Consider the following 18,696-nt stretch of genomic DNA (forward strand, 5'->3'; position numbering starts at 1 on the left):
AAGTTCTTATAGATTAGAAATTATCTTTCCTGAAAATGCTTCAATTATTTGCTTTGCTTTTTCCTTGCCTTCTACAGGAACATTTACCAGATATTCTGAATTTCTTGCCAGCCAAGGGATTTGCTTATTATACCATCGTTGATAATCATCTTCATCTTCCACAACCAGAATTAAAAGCATTGAAAAATGATTTCTTCCGCAAAGTTCGGCACACCCCATTTCGTAGTTAAAATCGGGATTATTGGTAATTTCCTTCATCTCTTCAGTTGTATGCCTAGGAATAAAAGAAAACCTGGTAAGCATTCCAGGAACTGCGTCCATCTTTACCCTAAGATTAGGAATATACACACTGTGAATGACGTCTCTTGAACGTATTCTCAGCATGACTTTTTTGTTTCTGGGAAGATGTAACTGTACGGGCATAAAATCATCATAACCATTGGTGTCTCTAAGATCTAGTCCCATTGCATTGATACCATCGATATAATGAAAATTATAATTGCCCAGTTTTCCATCTTTACCAGGATATCTCACTCTCCAGTTGAACTGCTCTCCTAGGATTTCTATCTCAAGAACATCTTCATTTACTCCCTGATTGATCACCTCCCAGTAATAATTACCTGTCATAAATAATACAATGAAAGCCAAAGTAGGCACAGAAAACCAGATAGCTTCGATATATAGATTGTTTTTCCAATAGAAAGCTTTATTACTTTTACCCTTAGCATATCTGTATGAAAAATAGAACAGCAATACTTGTGTCAATAGAAATACAAATCCTGTTAATGCAGTAGTTATCCAGAACATTCTGTCTACATACACTCCATGCTCAGATGCATTTACAGGTAGAAAAGGCCCTTCATGAAAATAATTATAGCCAAAGAAAAGAAGTAGGCCAGTTACAAGGAATGAAAAGAGCAAATGGGCATTTAAATTATTATAATCCGACTTTAACTCTACTTCATTTTTCCTATACAGAATATAATCGGATAAAATTTTCAGAAAAACATAAAACAGCGATATCCCTGCGATCCCCGCAATGGACCAGAAAAAAACTTTCATATTACCTAAGCAGTTTTATATACTTAGGCTTAACCTATATTTACTTAGGATGTTTATTCGGACAGAAATCGAACTATTAAGAAAGCGGTACATTGGATTTTTTGCCCGACAATGCTTTTATGACCAATATACTGGCAATGAGTGCACCAGTGACAGCCATAATTATTCCCCTATGCTTTGTTAACCAAAGTTGCGGGCTGAAATTCGAAGCATTAGCATCAAATTTGCCATGAGCCATAGGATCTCCAGGGACAGGCTCCCAAAGATTATTTTTTCTTCCGGGATCTTCCGGTTCATTTAACAACTGTCCCTCTATTTCAGAATCAGCTAAGAACTTTCCGCCAACGAGCGGATTGTTATCAACAAGGAGAGTCTCTATTGAAGGAGATCCAGCATGAACTTCTTTTCTATTGTGCCTTGAGGCGAAATAAATAGCTTCGGCAGCTACTTCCGGCTGAAAGATTCTTCCTAAAGGCTTTGTTTTATTAGAAAGGCTACTTTTAACTATGTTAAATTGAGGTGTATTTATTGCAGGCAGCTGTACAAGAGTTACCCTTACATTGCTGTTTTCATGAACCAATTCTTTCCTCAATGAATCAACAAAACCAATAATCGCCTGCTCTGCCCCACAATATGCTGATTGCAAAGGAATTCCTTTGGACGCATTTTCCGATCCCACAAACAGAATTACCCCTCTGTTTCTTGATAGCATTCTTTTAAGAACTGCAAGTGTACCGTAAACTTGACCATGGTATGTTACATCCGTTACTCTTCTAAATTCATCAGGTCTCATGCGGCTAACAGGAGAAAAAATATTTGTCATGGCATTGTTGATCCAGATATCGATGGGACCAAGATTTTCTTCCACTTTTCTGCATGCTTCTTCCACCTGAACAGGATCCGCAACATCAGTTTTAATTGTTAATGCTATACCTCCAAGATCTTCAATATCTTTTTTAGTTCCGTGCAAACCATCCTCTCCCCTTGCAAGAATTGCAACCTTTGCTCCTTTACTGGCAAATTCTCTTGCAGTAGCCCTGCCTACGCCTGATGTACCACCGGTAATTACTACTACTTCAGGCTCTGAAGAATGGTATCCCTCTTTTCTAATCAATTCTCTGATCTTATCTGCAAGTTTTTTAATCTTTTGATCTGCCATGGTATGAAAGAATGCTTATTAGATAAAGAACTTGTGCTAGCACATAAAAGTTAAATCAGATCCAGAAAGATCAGGAAACAAAAACCAAGACGGTCGGTTGAGAAAAAACAGATCTACATTAAGATGAAAACAGAATCAAAGCAACAAACCAATATTTCAGAAGAAAGAGATACCTTATGGGTTATTGATCAGGACCATACTAACATTAGGTTTTTTGCCAAACATCTTATTATTTCCAAAATCACAGGTATTTTCAAAGCATTTGAAGGTAAGGTCAAAACTGTGGGCAATGATTTTTCAACCGCTGAAATAGAATTTAAGGCTGAGGTAAGCAGTCTTGATACAGGAAAAAAAGAACGGGATTCACACCTTCTTTCTGAAGACTTTTTTAGGGCATCAAAATACCCAAACATACATTTCAAAAGCACCTCCATGCGCAGAATAAATTCTAAAGAATTTGAAGTTGAAGGAGATCTTACAATAAAAGATGTCAAAAAAAATATAACCGCAAATGTCCGCCTTGGTGGCATTGCAACAGACCCTTCAGGTCGAGAAATAGCAGGCTTCAACATGTCTGCTTGGGTAAATCGTTTTGATTTCGGACTAAACTGGAATAATGTTATGGACACCGGAGGGGCAATTGTAGGAGAAAAAATTGATATTGAATGCGATATAGAAATTGTAAAACAAAACGGTCATTAACAAAAAGATAGAAACTATAAATCAAAACTAGCCCGATTTTTGTTCTCTATATATAAAAGTCGACTAATCAGAAAGATTATAGTGGTCAAATCCAAAAAGATAAGCCTTGGTAAAAACCAGGGCTTTTTTTATTTTCCAAGGACCTAATAATTGAAAACTAAAAAGGCCACCTAAAATTTAGGCGGCCTTTTAATTTGGCTGTAGGAGAAGGAGTCGAACCTCCAAGAGGCAGTTAGCTATAACTCAGAAAGATTAATAGTGGTCAACCCATTAAGTTACGTTTATCCCGTTATTCCTCACCCCCGAGACAGGAGGGCATGTCTGCCAGTTTCATCACCCTACATTGTGTGATCATTGAATAAACTAATACTATAGCCGCTTCGTCTAAGCGGCCTTTTAATTTGGCTGTAGGAGAAGGAGTCGAACCTCCAAGAGGCAGTTAGCTATAACTCAGAAAGATTAATAGTGGTCAACCCATTAAGTTACGTTTATCCCGTTATTCCTCGCCCCCGAGACAGGAGGGCGTGTCTGCCAGTTTCATCACCCTACATTGTGTGTCTTTGAAAAAACTGATTAATATGGCCGCTTCGTCTAAGTGACCTTTTAGTTTGGCTGTAGGAGAAGGAGTCGAACCTCCAAGAGGCAGTTAGCTGTAACTCAGAAAGATTAATAGTGGTCAACCCATTAAGTTACGTTTATCCCGTTATTCCTCACCCCCGAGACAGGAGGGCATGTCTGCCAGTTTCATCACCCTACATTGTTTTGTTCATTAAAGAACTGATACAAAAGTAATAGATAAGGTCAATATTTACAAATTATTCACTAAAATTTACTAAAATTTACATTTAATTCAAAAATATACTATTTTTATTAAAAATAACGCAAAACAACTTTTCCAAAATGGATAAAAATTCTGAGATTGATAATGTGGACCTCAAAATACTTTCCCTCCTTATGGATAATGCAGGGATTGCCTACACCGATATCGCAAAGGAAATCTTTGTTTCCCCTGGTACAGTCCATGTCAGGATGAAAAAACTGGAGCAACTGGGAATTGTCAAAGGGTCGCATTTATCTATTGATTATGCACGCCTAGGCTACGATGTAACAGCTTTTCTGGGCATTTACCTGGAAAAGAGCTCCTTTTATGATCAGGCTGTAAAAGAGTTACAGGAAATACCTGAAGTGGTTAATGTCCATTATACAACAGGAAATTACAGCATGTTTGTAAAAATAATCTGTAAAGACACTCAGCATTTAAGACAGGTGCTGCATGACAAAATTCAAAAAGTATCAGGAATTCAGCGGACTGAAACAAGTATTTCTCTGGAAGAATCGATAAACAGAAATATCAAACTATTTTGATGATTGAAAACCAACACATTCCTTACTTTCCCTAAAAAAAAAGGTTTTTTGAACCTATATTTGGATGTTTTGTTCTAAATTTGTAAATTAAATTAGATTTGTTCTAAATAAGCTCCTACAACAAAAAAGCGATGAGTGAGAATATAAAAATTCTGGAAGAAATAACCAGCTCTGAGTACAAATACGGCTTTGAGACAAAGATCGAAGCGGATTCTGCACCTAAAGGGCTGAACGAGGATATTGTGAAGTTCATTTCAGCAAAGAAAAATGAACCGCAGTGGCTTCTGGAATGGAGACTGAAAGCATATAGACATTGGTTGACTCTAACAGAACCAAACTGGCAAAATGTTAATTATCCTAAAATTAACTATCAGGACATTATATATTACTCAGCGCCTAAGCCAAAAGTAAAACTGAACAGCCTGGACGAGATCGATCCTGAATTGAAAGCAACGTTTGACAAACTGGGCATCTCTCTTGATGAGCAAAAGAGACTTTCAGGTGTTGCTGTAGATGCTGTAATGGATAGCGTTTCTGTGGCGACCACCTACAAAGGGAAGCTTGCTGAACAGGGCATCATATTCTGCTCTCTGAGCGAAGCAGTGCAGGAACATCCTGAACTTGTGAAGAAATATCTGGGATCAGTAGTTCCCATGACCGATAACTACTTTGCTGCTCTTAACTCAGCAGTATTCAGCGATGGATCATTTGTATTTATTCCTAAAGGCGTAAGATGTCCGATGGAACTATCTACTTACTTCCGTATAAACGCTGCCAATACTGGTCAGTTTGAGCGTACATTGATCGTTGCAGAAGATTCAAGTTATGTAAGTTATCTTGAAGGCTGTACTGCACCGATGAGAGACGAAAATCAGCTACATGCTGCTGTTGTTGAGCTTGTAGCAATGGACAATGCTGAGATAAAATATTCTACCGTTCAAAACTGGTATCCTGGAGACAAAGAAGGTAAAGGAGGTATTTACAACTTTGTTACCAAAAGAGGTATCTGCAGCGGTGTGAATTCTAAAATATCCTGGACGCAGGTTGAAACGGGATCTTCCATTACCTGGAAATATCCAAGCGTTATTCTTAAAGGAGATAACTCTATCGGAGAGTTCTACTCTGTTGCTGTTACAAACAACATGCAACAAGCAGATACTGGAACGAAAATGATCCATATTGGTAAAAACACCAGAAGCAGAATTGTATCAAAAGGTATATCTGCAGGAAAAAGCCAAAACAGCTATAGAGGGTTAGTAGAAGTAATGAAGAGAGCGGAGAATGCAAGAAACTTCTCTCAGTGTGATTCTCTTCTGATGGGTGACAAATGCGGTGCACATACATTCCCCTATATAGAAGTAAAAAACAATACTGCGACTGTAGAACATGAAGCTACTACTTCAAAAATCGGTGAAGATCAAATCTTCTACTGCAATCAAAGGGGAATAGGAACAGAGGCTGCTGTGGCATTGATTGTGAATGGATACTGTAAGGAAGTATTAAACCAGCTTCCTATGGAATTTGCAGTTGAAGCACAAAAACTTCTTGCTATCAGTCTTGAAGGAAGTGTCGGTTAACCGTTCTTAAATTAGATATATTCAGCATTAACAATAATGCTCCCGGAGATTCAGCTACATGCTTTGTCCCCGGGAGCTTTCAACATTTAAATTCAACATTCAACAATAACTTTTATGTTAAAGATAAAAGACCTTAAAGCTTCCGTAGATGGAAAAGAAATTCTGAAAGGAATAAACCTGGAAGTAAAGGCTGGTGAGGTTCATGCAATCATGGGACCTAACGGATCAGGAAAAAGTACACTTGCCTCTGTACTTGCAGGTAGAGAAGATTACGAAGTAACAGGCGGAAGTGTTGAGTTTTTAGGAAAAGATTTATTGGATCTTGCTCCTGAAGAAAGAGCCGGAGAAGGTGTATTTCTTGCATTCCAGTATCCTGTGGAAATACCAGGAGTTTCTAATACAAACTTCCTTAAAACTGCCGTGAATGAAATTCGTCAGTACCGCAAGCAAGAGCCTCTTGACTCTGTAACGTTCCTGAATATTATGAAAGAAAAAATGAAGCTTGTTGAAATCGATCAGGCTTTATTGAAAAGATCTCTGAACGAAGGATTCTCTGGCGGTGAGAAAAAAAGAAATGAAATCTTCCAGATGGCAATGCTTGAGCCTAAGTTATCAATCCTTGATGAAACTGATTCAGGACTTGATATCGATGCATTGAGAATTGTTGCTAATGGAGTAAATAAACTAAAGTCTAAAGAAACTGCTTCGATAGTGGTTACCCACTACCAAAGACTTCTAGACTATATCGTTCCTGATTTTGTACACGTGTTATATAACGGACGTATTGTAAAATCAGGCACAAAAGAACTTGCGCTTGAGCTTGAAGAAAAAGGTTACGATTGGATTAAAAACGAAGTAAAGGCAGGATCTGCAGTTTAAGCCATGAATTTAACAACTACAGAAGAACTGGTAAAAACCTTCAACGAAAATTCAAAGAAGCTCTCTCCTGCTCAGTCTGATGTCAGGAAAGACGCAATCTCTGCCTTTCAGAAGCAAGGTTTTCCAGGAAGAAAAAACGAAGAGTGGAAATACACAAATCTCGCTCCTGTACTTGGGAGAGATTATCTGATTGAAGATACCACAACACTTAACAAAAAAGATATAGATGGTTTATTGCTTTCATCTTTGGAAGCAAATCATGTTGTTTTTGTTAACGGAAATTATAACAAAGAACTTTCATCAGTAAATGCTGACGAACCAATTGTTATCAGTGATCTGAGCCAGGCTGGTGATATCAACGAATATCTTACAGCTTCGTCTATCACACTAAACGATAGCCTTACTGAGCTCAACACTGCCTTAGCAAATGGCGTTGTGATAACTGTAAAAAAAGGTAAAGTAGTAAGCAAGCCTATCATCATTCATTTTGTAGGAGACGGCAGAAAGGGTAATATTTTCTCTAACTCAAGAAACCTTTTCATTCTTGAAGAAAATGCTCAGGCTACTTTTATTGAAAACTATTCTACAATAGGCTCAAATGCTCATTTCTCAAACAACATTACTCAAATTGTTGTAAAGAAAGATGCTTATGCAACCTATTACAAGATACAGAATGATGCCAAGTCTGACCATGTTGGTACTACTCAGGTTTACCAGCCAGAGAAAAGCAATTTTGCAGCTACTACAATTACACTAGATGGAGGCATCATCAGAAACAACCTTAACATCCGACTTTCTTCAGAATATTCTGAAGCTTCACTGGTCGGACTGTATATGGTAAAAGGCAATACACACATAGACAATCACACTCTTGTAGACCACGCAAAAGCAAACTGTTATAGCAATGAACTATACAAAGGTTTACTGGATGATAAATCAACAGGTGTATTCAACGGAAAAATCTATGTAAGACAGGATGCACAAAAAACGAATGCCTTTCAGTCTAACAAAAATATCCTTCTAAGCAAGGACGCTACAATGAACACAAAACCTCAGCTTGAAATCTTTGCTGATGATGTTAAGTGTTCACATGGAGCAACAACAGGTATGATGGATGAAGAGCCATTATTCTATTTGAGATCAAGAGGTATCAGTGAGAAAAAAGCCAAAGCATTGTTAATGCATGCTTTTGCAGCTGATATACTTGAATACATCAAACTAGAGCCTTTGAGAGAGTTGCTCGATCAGACCATCCTCGACAGATTAAGTTAAAATAAAAGCTAAGTAAGATGAGTGGAACAAAGATAAAAGGGCTAGACCTTACGACTATAAGAGAAGAATTTCCTGTGCTGGATCAACAGGTAAACGGGAAGCCTCTTGTTTATTTTGACAATGCAGCTACCACTCAAAAACCCAAGGCCGTTATTGACAGTCTTGTAAGTTACTATTCATCTTACAATGCTAATATTCACCGTGGCATTCATACACTTGCAGAAAAAGCTACTGCTGCTTTTGAAAGCACCAGAGAGGCGATCAGAGCTTTTATAAATGCCTCATCTACAGAAGAGATCATCTTTACCAAAGGAACTACAGAGTCCATAAACCTTGTAGCTGCTACTTGGGGAAAAGAAAATATTCAAAAAGGTGATGAAATCGTAGTTTCCGGACTAGAGCATCACTCCAACATGGTTCCCTGGCAAATACTTGCAACTGACAAAGGAGCCACTGTAAAGATTATTCCGGTAAATGAAAATGGAGAACTGATACTTGGTGAGCTGGAAAACCTGATTACAAGCAAGACTAAACTCATTGCCATTAATCATGTATCCAATGCATTAGGCACCATTAACCCTATAGCTGAGGTTATCAAAATCGCGCACAGTAAAAACGTTAAAGTGCTTATAGACGGAGCTCAGGCAGTTTCTCACCTTGACATAGACGTTCAGAAACTGGATGCAGATTTTTATGCATTTTCCGGACACAAGATGTACGGTCCTACTGGAATCGGCATTCTATATGGTAAAAAGGCCTTACTCGAAGCAATGCCGCCCTATCAGGGAGGAGGAGAAATGATCAAAGAGGTAACTTATGCCACTTGTTCATTCAATGAATTGCCATACAAATTTGAAGCTGGTACTCCTAATATAGCTGATGCTATTGCATTAAAAGCTTCTGTAGACTTCATCAACAGATTCGGGAAACCAGCAATTAGAGAAGTTGAAAATCAGCTTCTAGAGTATGCCACTCAAAAGCTTTCTGCGATTCCTGGCCTTACCATTAAAGGGACAGCAAAAGAAAAAGTGAGTGTAATCTCTTTTGTGATCGAAGGAATTCATCATCAGGATCTGGGCATTCTGCTTGATCAGGAAGGAATAGCTGTAAGAACAGGCCACCATTGCACTCAGCCATTAATGGGTCATTTCGGAATCACCGGTACAGCCAGAGCATCCTTCGCAGTTTATAATACTTTTGAAGAAATAGACAGACTGGAAGCGGGAATTAAAAAAGCTGTAAAGATGTTGAAATAAGGGAGTTTCAAAAAATGAGCACAGCAGAAAAAACAGTTAAGGAAATACAAAATCAGATTGTCGAAGAATTTTCATATTTCGATGAGTGGGATGAAAAATATGCATACCTGATTGAATTAGGTAAAAAACTGGAAATTCTTGACCCTTCTCATAAAACAGAGGAAAAGAAAATAAAAGGTTGTCAGTCTCAGGTTTGGTTAAACTCTTACCTAAAAGATGACAAAATTTTTTATCAGGCAGATAGTGATGCAGTGATTGTAAAAGGACTGGTTAGTTTACTTGTGAGAGTATTTTCAGGCCATCCGCCTGCCGAAGTTGCCCAAGCTGATATCAATTTTATTGATGAGATTGGCTTAAAGCAACATCTTTCTCCTACAAGATCAAACGGTCTTGTATCTATGCTGAAGCAAATGAAACTGGATGCAGTTGCATATCAAGCCCTATTGCAGTCAAAACAGTAAATAATTCCTAATCATATGAGTTCAGAAGAAAACAAATTAAATCTTGACGATGAGACGTTAAAAGAGAAGGTTCTTGACGCTATCAAAACGATTTATGATCCTGAGATTCCCGTTAATATTTATGAATTAGGATTAATTTATGATATCAATGTTTTTCCGGTAAACAATGTACACGTTGTTATGACCCTTACCTCTCCCTCCTGTCCTAGCGCCGGGACCATACCTGGAGAAGTTGAGCAGAAAATCAGGGAAATTGAAGGGATCAATGATGTAAGTGTAGAACTAACTTTTGACCCACCTTACCATCAGGATATGATGAGCGAGGCTGCCAAACTTGAGTTGGGCTTTTTATAGAATTATGTATGAGCAAATGCTCAATATTCATAAGGTTAATAACCAATTTTAACAAATCAAAAATCATTAATCCAATAGCTTAAAGATATGTATCCAGAAGCATTAGTTGCGCCAATGCGCGCAGATCTAACCACTGCCGGATTTCAGGAATTAAAGTCAGCTGAACAGGTAGATCAGTTGCTTAAAAATGAAAAAGGCACTGTGCTGCTTGTTGTAAACTCTGTTTGCGGTTGCGCTGCCGGTGCAGCAAGACCAGGGGCAAAGCTTGCAGTAAGCAGAAGTAATGTTAAGCCTAATGTATTGGCTACTGTTTTTGCAGGTGTAGATACTGCAGCCGTACAAAAAGCAAGAGAATATTTCCTTCCTTATCCTCCATCGTCTCCATCAATGGCAATTTTCAAAAACGGAGAATTGGTACATTTTGTTGAAAGACATCACATTGAAGGAAGATCTGCAGAAATGATCGCTCAGCACCTTCAAATGGTATTTGAAGAAATTGCTTAAGTTTCAACTAAAAGGTTGCCGAGACGTATAATTCTTAGCAACCTTTTATTTTTATTCGAACTTTTAAAAGGCTGACTATCTTATTTAATTTCACCGGATAGAATAAGACAAGCACTGATACAGCTAATTATTCGGTCAATTTTTAACTGATAAGTATGAATAACACTGCAACTTTTGAGAACAGTCTAATATCGCTGTCTTATTTGGGTAAAATGCTTTTAGTTGATTATAAAAAGAGAGCAATTATAGACCTTAAAGCAGCTAAGAAATCTATTCAGGAAAGAGAGAAATTCACAAAAAATGCCCCAACTCTGATTATCGCTGATTTCTCTAAAATTGAATATGTCACTACTGAAGCCAGATCTTTTTTTGCGGGTCCCTCAAATAAAACAACAATGGCTACTGCTATCATTATCAGTTCAAAAATACAGGAAGTGATGGGCAAAATCTATATCAAATTTAATAAGCCTAAAACCCCGGTAAAATTATTTACCAGGATTTCAGATGCTCAAGAATGGCTTCAGACTTTCATCAAGTCATAAATAGCCTTATAATTACGTTACGGTTGAAAAGAAACCTGTTTACCTTCCACAATAATCTTAGTTATCTTAGGAGATTTCCATCTTGGTTGGCCTAATCCCTTTTCCCAAGCCAGATAATCTTTTTTAAGCTCTTCTACCTTTTGAGTTAACTTTGAAGAAAGATCTTCTTTTTCATATGGATCATTTTTAAGATCATATAAAAATACTGTCTTGTCATTTTCATTTACAAGCAATTTATAATCGCCTTTTCTTATAGTCTTTACAAAACCATTTCTCCAGTATAAAGTCTCATGAGGCTTATTCTTATTTATTCCTGTTATATATGGTAAAAGATCCACTCCATCATAACTTCTGTCGCCCGGAAGCTTTGTAGCTGTGGCAGCCGCAAAAGTCGGGAATAAATCCAGGGTACTTACAGGAGCTTCATAGACTGAACCTGCTTTAATTTTCCCAGGCCACTTTATAAATAGAGGAGTACGTATACCGCCTTCATAATGTGTTAATTTGCCACCTTTCAAAGGATAGTTTATATTCTCATAACTCCCATCATATAACGTGATACCTTCCTTAGTACCATTGTGATTAAGTCTATGATAAGTAGAGCCATTATCTCCGGAAAACACTATGATGGTATTAGAATCCAAACCTTCTTGTTTTAATTTATCTAGAATGCTTCCTACTGCCTGATCAAGACTTACAGTCATAGCAAGCAAAATACGCTGCTGCTCATCTTTTATGTTTGTCAATTTATCATACTCTTGCTTTACAGCCTGCAATGGTGTATGGATTGCCCCAAAAGGAACATATAAGAAGAATGGCTTGTCTTTATTTTTGTCAATAAAATTAACTGCTTCTCTGGCTATAGCTGAAGTTTGGTATTCCTTTTCATCTATAAGTTCTCCGTTCTTGAAAATACCAGTAGCAATAGGATCTCTCTTCCACTGATATTTATTGGTTTTAGATTCATAATGATGATAGCCTTCTTTATTCTTAAAGGTTACTTTCTCAAGATCATTTTCGTCCGTATAGTAAAGTGTAGAACCTCCATACCAGCCCCAACTATAATCGAAGCCACGCTGATGAGGTCTGTAACCATCATAAAAACCGGCATGCCATTTACCGATAATACCTGTTGTATAGCCATTCGTCTTCAGCAATTCCGCATAGTTTATTTCGGTTGATGGAACTCCTTGTGTTTTCTCATCAGGAGCTATATTCTGCTCTAGTAAACTTTTAACATATTTTACACTGTCAGCAGTATAAGCTGAAAATGATGGATAGTGCAAGTGAAACTCAGAACCAAATCTCTGCTGATATCTTCCTGTAAGCAAAGCAGCGCGGGATGCGCAGCAGATTGGGGCAGTAACATAGTTCTGTTTAAATCTTACACCTTCATTGGCTATAGCATCTATATTTGGTGTTTGAATATACTTATTGCCATTTATAGAAGGAACATTCTGTCCGAAGTCGTCGGCAAAGATGAAGACAATATTAGGTTTACCTGCAACAGCTTCAATCGTTTCCTCTTTAATTTCTTCACTGTCCCTAAGTGAACTAAAAATAATTGCACCGCCAGCCAGCACCAATCCGGCTGAAATTAACCATATTCTTTTGCTCATATAATTGGTTGATTTTTAAGTTTTCAAAAATGAAATGGTGACATATATCCTAATCAAAGTCCTTGTCCAGAGTGAGAAGAGTTTCATACATCGACAAGCCCTTGCCTTGTGGATAGAGAGACGCCATGCATGGCGTCTCTACAAGGGGGTACCCCTTACAATTGTTACTTTACGCTTTCAGCTTTAAACTTTTAACTTAAAACTAACTACTTAAAACTTACTGTACATCCATTGGCTTTGGAGGAATATATTTACCATTTTGATCCAATGGTCTCTCATCAGCATAAGATGGTATTACATAGCCAGAGGCTTTCTCCTGTCTTGATAACTCTTCCTGAAGTTGTTCTTTTAACCTAACCGCTTCCTTTTTATTAATAAGATTATCCGATTCGGTTGGATCTTTTGTAAGATCAAACAGCTCGTTCCATTCATCCTGTCCAGGATAAACAATAAGCTTGCTTGTCTCTGTGCGAACTGCCTTTATTGTAGGAGTTGTTGTACCATCTTCATAGAAGTATTCATAAAGAAAAGAGGTTCTCCAGTCTTTAGCTCTATTTTCTATAAGTGAAACCCAGCTCTTTCCCTGATAAGACTTGGGTACGTTAACACCTGCCAACTCGAGTATAGATGGTGCCTGATCAAGATTCAAAACAAGTTTGTCAATTGTCTTTCCTTTTGGAAATCTTGCAGGATAGCGAACCAGAAGAGGAATTCTCATAGACTCTTCATAAGCAGCGCGTTTATCACCTAAGCCATGCTCTCCAAAGAAAAAGCCATTATCGCTTGAAAAGATTACAACAGTATTTTCAGTTAACTTTAATGAATCCAAGACATTAAGGATTCTTCCAACATTTTCATCAATTCCTTTTAAAGCTCCGAAGTATCCTCTGATTGTCTTCTCATTATTATCTGTCCATGATGTGCTCTTGTTCTGAGCAACGTTCTGATTTTTTCTTTTCGACTCAATCTTGTTTTTATATGGAGTCTCCAGGTGTTCATTGGATGGCTTTATCAATTCAACATCTGCATAAGTATTGGTATGTCTTGCAGGTGGCTGAAAAGGTCCATGACCCGATTTATATGCTAATACTAGAGCAAATGATTTTTCTTTATTACCTTTTATGAAATCGAGAGCAAAATCTGTTGTTACATCATCCACCCAACCTATAGTAGGCTTGCTAACGCCATTTACTTCAAGAGGACAATCGAAATATTGTCCCTGACCAATAAAGCTTACAGAGTAATCAAATCCAGGTCTCTTTCCAGTTTCTTTGCCCATATGCCATTTACCAAAAAATGCTGTTTTATAACCAACCTTCTGCAACAACACAGGATATGTTTCAAGAGTATCTTTGAAGTTTGTATGGTTATTGGCAATTCCATTCAAATGGTTATACCTTCCCGTGAGTAGCGCTGATCGGCTTGGAGAGCAAAGAGAATTGATTACAAATGCATTTCTAAAACGCACGCCTTCATTCGCAATTCTATCTAGGTGGGGTGTTTTAAACCATGGAAAACGAGCCTTAGAGCCTTGTTCATCTTGAACAACGCTTAATGCATCATATCTTTGATCATCAGTATAAATAAAGATGATATTAGGTTTGGTGCTCTTTACATTTGATTGAGCATTAGCCTTTCCAAAAATCAGGCTGAGTACCAGGACTGAAAATAAGTATATCTTTTTCATTTCTTTATTTTTTAAACTAATTATTCCTTCCCTGCCCCTTTGTGTCTAGGCGCATTAGGAGCATTAACTTTTGGTAAAAAAACTATCAGATCCTTTTTAACACTTGCATACTTCGGATCATTGGCAAGATTCTTCCATTCTTGAGGATCTGTATCATGATCATATAACTCTTCTGTTCCATCTTCATAAACGATATATCTAAACCTTTCATTTCTTACAGAATGATTACCAAGTCCATGCGTCGTAACAGAAGGATGATTCCATGATGCTTCAGGATTTTTTAGCAAAGGCACTATGCTATTACCTTCCAGTCCAGATTTTGAAGGAAGCTTGCAGAGGTCTATTAATGTAGGATAAATATCCATTAAGCTAACTGTACGGTTCACGGCAGTATTAGCTTTTGTTAGACCTGGTGCAACAATAATAAATGGAACTCTTGTAGCCTCTTCCCAAAGTGCAAACTTCCTCCAATGCTCCTTCTCTCCCAAGTGCCAGCCATGGTCACCAAAGAGTACAATAATTGTATTGTCTTTGTATTTACTTTTATTCAGAGCATCAATCAATCTACCAATTTGACCATCAGTAAAAGTATTGCTTGCAAGATAGCCTTGAATAGCTTTTTTCCATTGATCTGATTCTACAATAAACTTATGATCTCCATCAGGCTTAGCTATTTTCACTCCTGCAGCAGGGATATCTGATAAATCATTTTGTGTAACTGGTGGTAAAGTAATTTTATCTAATGGATATAAATCAAAATACTTTTGAGGAACATACCAAGGAAGATGCGGTCTTGTAAAACCCATTGCTAAGAAGAATGGTTTTTCATGATTCTTCTCAAGAAAGTCAATCCCTTTGGATACAGTTTTATAATCACCCATATCTTCATCCTTTACATTTAAAGGGCTCCAGTCAAAATTTGATTTCCCGTTAACAGGTGTTGAAGCCGGCTCCGGATCTTTAGGAACACCATGATATACAGGCCAGGAAGCATCATCATTATAACTGTTATGATAAATTTTCCCTCCAGCTTCTACTTCATAACCATTCGCTGTAAAGTATTGAGGCAAGGTCACAGCATCTTTTAATACTGGCCTCCATGGCTGATCATTATGATAGACGCCCGAACTAGCAGGACGCACTCCAGTAAGTAAACTGGCTCTCGAAGGATTGCAAGCCGGAGCAGAACAGTAAGCCTTTTCGAATCTCACTCCTGATTTCGCAAGCTTATTAAGGTTAGGAGTGATAATTCCTTTATATCCTCCGAATGGTTCTATCCAGTCATTCATATCATCAATGGCTATGAAAAGCACATTATACTTACCAGTAGTTTGTGCCTGGATCTCATTGTTATATAAAAATGAAACTAATGCGATAACTAAAACAATCGCTTTTTTTAATGTACTCAAACTCATTATGTGAAAATTGGATCAATGAAACTATTATGGAAAATTGCTCTTAAATATTTTCCTATATGCTTTAAAACATAGGGCTTTCTTGATGTATTTAATGCTCCCTGATATACAGGGAGACGCCAGCATGGCGTCTCTACCTTAAATATTAATACTACAGTGGTTAGATTTTTTTACTTTAAGCTTTAAGCTTCTCTCTTAAAACTTACAGCTTATAACTTACAACTTACTTAGCTCTCGGTGCTACAGGAAGAGGCAGATAATCTTCATTAAGGATCATCCACTCCTGAAGTTTTCCTTTAAGTTTTTCTTCTATTTCTTTATACTCAGGCTTTCCTGCAAGATTGTTGAATTCATTTGGATCACTTTGTTCATCAAAAAGCTCAAACATTGATCTTCTTTCTGAGAATAAAAGTTTATCCCATTTTTCTTCAAGCTTTCCTTCATTATGAAGTTGCTGAAGCTCAAGCCAGAAAGGCTGTCCGGAGAAATCTACAGGATAATAAGGCAACTGCCATAATGCATTGTAGATTAATTTATATTTATCGGATATAACTGTTCTACCAAGGTCGAAATGAGCTGTATTGGTCGGAAGGCCTGAACCATGAGCCCCTCTTACAGCATAGATGTATTCATGTGCCTGAAAGGGTTTATCTTGGAATGAAGGAACAATACTCACACCAGTAAATTCTTGGGGTGCAACAATGCCTGCAACCTGTAACAAAGTCGGAGCGATATCTTCGCCTGACACTAAAATATTACTTACCTGACCTGGCTTAATAAGGTCCGGATGACGCATGATCAAAGGGATATTTAATCCGGTGTTATACAATGTACCTTTTCCCCTGACAAGTGCTCCACCATTGTCCCCCATAAATACAACCAATGTATTCTTTTCCAGCCCTCTCCTTTTCAGTTCTTCAAAAACTTTTCCTACTTCATGATCAAGACGCTGAATTTCTCCCAGGTATCCGGCGAAGTCTTTTCTTAACAGTTTGGTATCAGGCCATCCTTCAGGAATTTTAATAGTATCAGGATCTGGTTCAAACTCTTTAGCATTGAAGATTCTGTGAGGGTCTGTGTAACCCAACTGAAGAAAGAATGGCTTTCCTTTTGGAACTGAATTTAGAAAGTCATTATACTGATAATAAATACTATCAATATTTCCTGTAGTCTTTAAATAATCTACTCGATTCTTAAAAGTCTCAAGATTATATTTATCAAACACCTCTTCTGATACTGCAGTATTTCTTGCACCATTTAAATGAAAGTTTCTTCCGCATATACCAGTGTAATAACCACCTTTTCTTAATAATTCAGGATATGAAACAACATCTGCAGATAATGGTGCAGTAAAACGCGTCATACGAATATCAAGCGTAGATCTTCCAGTCATGATAGCTGCTCTTGAAAGTACGCATTGAGGTGCTGTTGTATTAGCCCTTTTATATAGGATACCTTCCTTAGCAAGTTTATCAAGGTTTGGAGTTTTTATGGGATAACCATAACATCCCAGAAAAGGTACGCTATGATCATCGGATAAAATAAATAATATATTAGGTTGGTTTTGCTTTTCTTTTTTTCCAGGCCCTGCAAATAGGGCACTGGAGAATAAACTTAAAATGATGAAAATTACTCCTACGCTAACTCTACTCATATTTAATATACTAATTGATTAATTTTTATCTGCTGCTGTCTTATCTTTCACGCACCTGAAGCCAAGATTATTGGAAGCACTGGTAATCTCTCCCTTGCCTCTGCTGCCGCTTTTATATCTTATGCAATACTGATCACTGCAAAGGAATGAACCTCCTTTTTGAACACGTTTGACTGCTGTCGGCTCATCAGGATCAAAGCTATCTTCCGGTCCTTTAGGATTTACTTTAGGGCTTTTTGCAAAATAATCTGGGCGATAGTAATCGCTGCACCATTCCCAAACATTTCCTTCCATATCATACAAACCATATGGATTTGCGGGAAAAGTCTTCACTGGTGCAACACCAGCATAGCCATCTTCAAGAGTATTGTTATCAGGAAAGCTTCCTTGATAAATATTTGCTCTCCATTTACCATTTGGTTTTAACTCATTGCCCCAATAAAATTTGTTATTACCTTTTCCACCTTGGGCTGCAAACTCCCACTCTGCTTCAGTTGGCAATCTCTTTCCTGCCCACTTGGCATATGCCACAGCATCTTCATAACAAACATGAACAACTGGTTCATTTTCTTTTCCTTTAATAGATGATGATGGACCGAAAGGATGATTCCAGGTAGCGCCATGAACATATGTCCACCATTGCAATGCATCATCTAAATGTACTTGTCCGTTTGGAGGGGTAAATACTGCTGATCCTGGAACTAACTGATCTGAAGGAACACCAGGATAATCTTTGGGATTCAGAGGCTGTTCTGCAACAGTTACATAATGCGTCGCTTCCACAAACTTTGCGAATTCAGCATTTGTAACTTCATGTTCGTCCATGTAGAAGCCATCTACTGTTACTTCGTGCAAAGGCTGAGCATCAGGGAAATCAGGGTTATCAGAGCCCATATTAAACTTTCCGCCTGGTATCCAAACCATTTTTGATTCGGCCTTTATCTGAGAATATTTTTTCTGTTCTACCTGAACATCTTTCTTTTGTGTATTACTATTCTGGCAAGCAGAAAATAGAAGTAGGAGGATAATGGGAAGTATGGTTCTGGATGTATTCATTATAACAATAATTTGGTGATTCTGAGTCAAAAGGAAAGTAGTAGTCAAATTAAGATTCATAAAACATTTACTATACTTATCCTATAGACAAAGTAAATATTTAAACAAATTAAATCCTATTAACCAAGAAGG

At 37.6% G+C, this 18,696-nt stretch carries 17 protein-coding genes; 10 read left to right on the forward strand and 7 right to left on the reverse strand.

What is annotated here, in order from left to right; translation table 11 throughout:
* Positions 1-6: 6 nt before the first annotated feature.
* Both J7604_RS13845 and J7604_RS13850 read right to left on the reverse strand, forming a co-directional pair.
* Positions 7-1,062 (reverse strand): cytochrome c oxidase subunit II, encoded by a 1,056-nt coding sequence (locus J7604_RS13845; protein ID WP_293896927.1) that lies wholly within the window; start codon positions 1,060-1,062, stop codon positions 7-9.
* Positions 1,063-1,138: 76 nt separating this feature from the next.
* On the reverse strand, positions 1,139-2,221 hold the full coding sequence (locus tag J7604_RS13850; protein WP_293896928.1) for an SDR family oxidoreductase: 1,083 nt from the start codon (positions 2,219-2,221) through the stop codon (positions 1,139-1,141).
* Between the two features lie 123 nt (positions 2,222-2,344).
* Here J7604_RS13850 and J7604_RS13855 point away from each other — a divergent pair, with 123 nt between their 5' ends.
* From J7604_RS13855 to J7604_RS13900, 10 genes are all read left to right on the forward strand, one after another.
* Positions 2,345-2,923: a YceI family protein gene (locus J7604_RS13855; RefSeq protein WP_293896929.1), complete on the forward strand. Its 579-nt coding sequence runs from the start codon at positions 2,345-2,347 to the stop codon at positions 2,921-2,923.
* A 900-nt stretch (positions 2,924-3,823) separates the two neighbouring features.
* Positions 3,824-4,288: an Lrp/AsnC ligand binding domain-containing protein gene (locus tag J7604_RS13860; RefSeq protein ID WP_293896930.1), complete on the forward strand. Its 465-nt coding sequence runs from the start codon at positions 3,824-3,826 to the stop codon at positions 4,286-4,288.
* A gap of 131 nt (positions 4,289-4,419) precedes the next feature.
* Positions 4,420-5,865: a Fe-S cluster assembly protein SufB gene (gene sufB / locus J7604_RS13865; RefSeq protein ID WP_293896931.1), complete on the forward strand. Its 1,446-nt coding sequence runs from the start codon at positions 4,420-4,422 to the stop codon at positions 5,863-5,865.
* A gap of 114 nt (positions 5,866-5,979) precedes the next feature.
* On the forward strand, positions 5,980-6,744 hold the full coding sequence (gene sufC, locus J7604_RS13870) for a Fe-S cluster assembly ATPase SufC (protein ID WP_293896932.1): 765 nt from the start codon (positions 5,980-5,982) through the stop codon (positions 6,742-6,744).
* Positions 6,745-6,747: 3 nt separating this feature from the next.
* A complete protein-coding gene (gene sufD / locus J7604_RS13875; RefSeq protein ID WP_293896933.1) occupies positions 6,748-8,016 on the forward strand; it encodes a Fe-S cluster assembly protein SufD in 1,269 nt (422 codons plus the stop codon).
* 17 nt (positions 8,017-8,033) lie between these two features.
* Positions 8,034-9,272, forward strand: a complete 1,239-nt coding sequence (locus J7604_RS13880; RefSeq protein ID WP_293896934.1) for an aminotransferase class V-fold PLP-dependent enzyme — start codon at positions 8,034-8,036, stop codon at positions 9,270-9,272.
* 14 nt (positions 9,273-9,286) lie between these two features.
* Complete coding sequence (locus J7604_RS13885; RefSeq protein ID WP_293896935.1) at positions 9,287-9,733, forward strand: SufE family protein; 447 nt, start codon at positions 9,287-9,289, stop codon at positions 9,731-9,733.
* A 15-nt stretch (positions 9,734-9,748) separates the two neighbouring features.
* The gene (locus J7604_RS13890) at positions 9,749-10,087 is read left to right on the forward strand and encodes an SUF system Fe-S cluster assembly protein (protein ID WP_293896936.1); all 339 of its coding nucleotides are present in this window, start codon (positions 9,749-9,751) and stop codon (positions 10,085-10,087) included.
* A gap of 87 nt (positions 10,088-10,174) precedes the next feature.
* The gene (locus tag J7604_RS13895) at positions 10,175-10,591 is read left to right on the forward strand and encodes a BrxA/BrxB family bacilliredoxin (protein ID WP_293896937.1); all 417 of its coding nucleotides are present in this window, start codon (positions 10,175-10,177) and stop codon (positions 10,589-10,591) included.
* A gap of 155 nt (positions 10,592-10,746) precedes the next feature.
* Positions 10,747-11,133, forward strand: coding sequence for a hypothetical protein (locus J7604_RS13900; protein ID WP_293896938.1), 387 nt, complete (start codon positions 10,747-10,749; stop codon positions 11,131-11,133).
* Between the two features lie 17 nt (positions 11,134-11,150).
* Here J7604_RS13900 and J7604_RS13905 read toward each other — a convergent pair whose 3' ends face one another.
* From J7604_RS13905 to J7604_RS13925, 5 genes are all read right to left on the reverse strand, one after another.
* Entirely contained in the window at positions 11,151-12,752 is a 1,602-nt protein-coding gene (locus J7604_RS13905) for a sulfatase-like hydrolase/transferase (protein ID WP_293896939.1), read from the reverse strand.
* A gap of 217 nt (positions 12,753-12,969) precedes the next feature.
* A complete protein-coding gene (locus J7604_RS13910) occupies positions 12,970-14,439 on the reverse strand; it encodes a sulfatase (protein ID WP_293896940.1) in 1,470 nt (489 codons plus the stop codon).
* Positions 14,440-14,459: 20 nt separating this feature from the next.
* The gene (locus J7604_RS13915) at positions 14,460-15,848 is read right to left on the reverse strand and encodes a sulfatase (protein WP_293896941.1); all 1,389 of its coding nucleotides are present in this window, start codon (positions 15,846-15,848) and stop codon (positions 14,460-14,462) included.
* 229 nt (positions 15,849-16,077) lie between these two features.
* Positions 16,078-17,508, reverse strand: coding sequence for a sulfatase (locus tag J7604_RS13920; protein WP_293896942.1), 1,431 nt, complete (start codon positions 17,506-17,508; stop codon positions 16,078-16,080).
* An 18-nt stretch (positions 17,509-17,526) separates the two neighbouring features.
* Complete coding sequence (locus tag J7604_RS13925; RefSeq protein ID WP_293896943.1) at positions 17,527-18,564, reverse strand: formylglycine-generating enzyme family protein; 1,038 nt, start codon at positions 18,562-18,564, stop codon at positions 17,527-17,529.
* Positions 18,565-18,696 lie beyond the last annotated feature (132 nt).

The sequence above is a fragment of the Sporocytophaga sp. genome, assembly GCF_017745095.1.
Classification (GTDB): domain Bacteria; phylum Bacteroidota; class Bacteroidia; order Cytophagales; family Cytophagaceae; genus Sporocytophaga.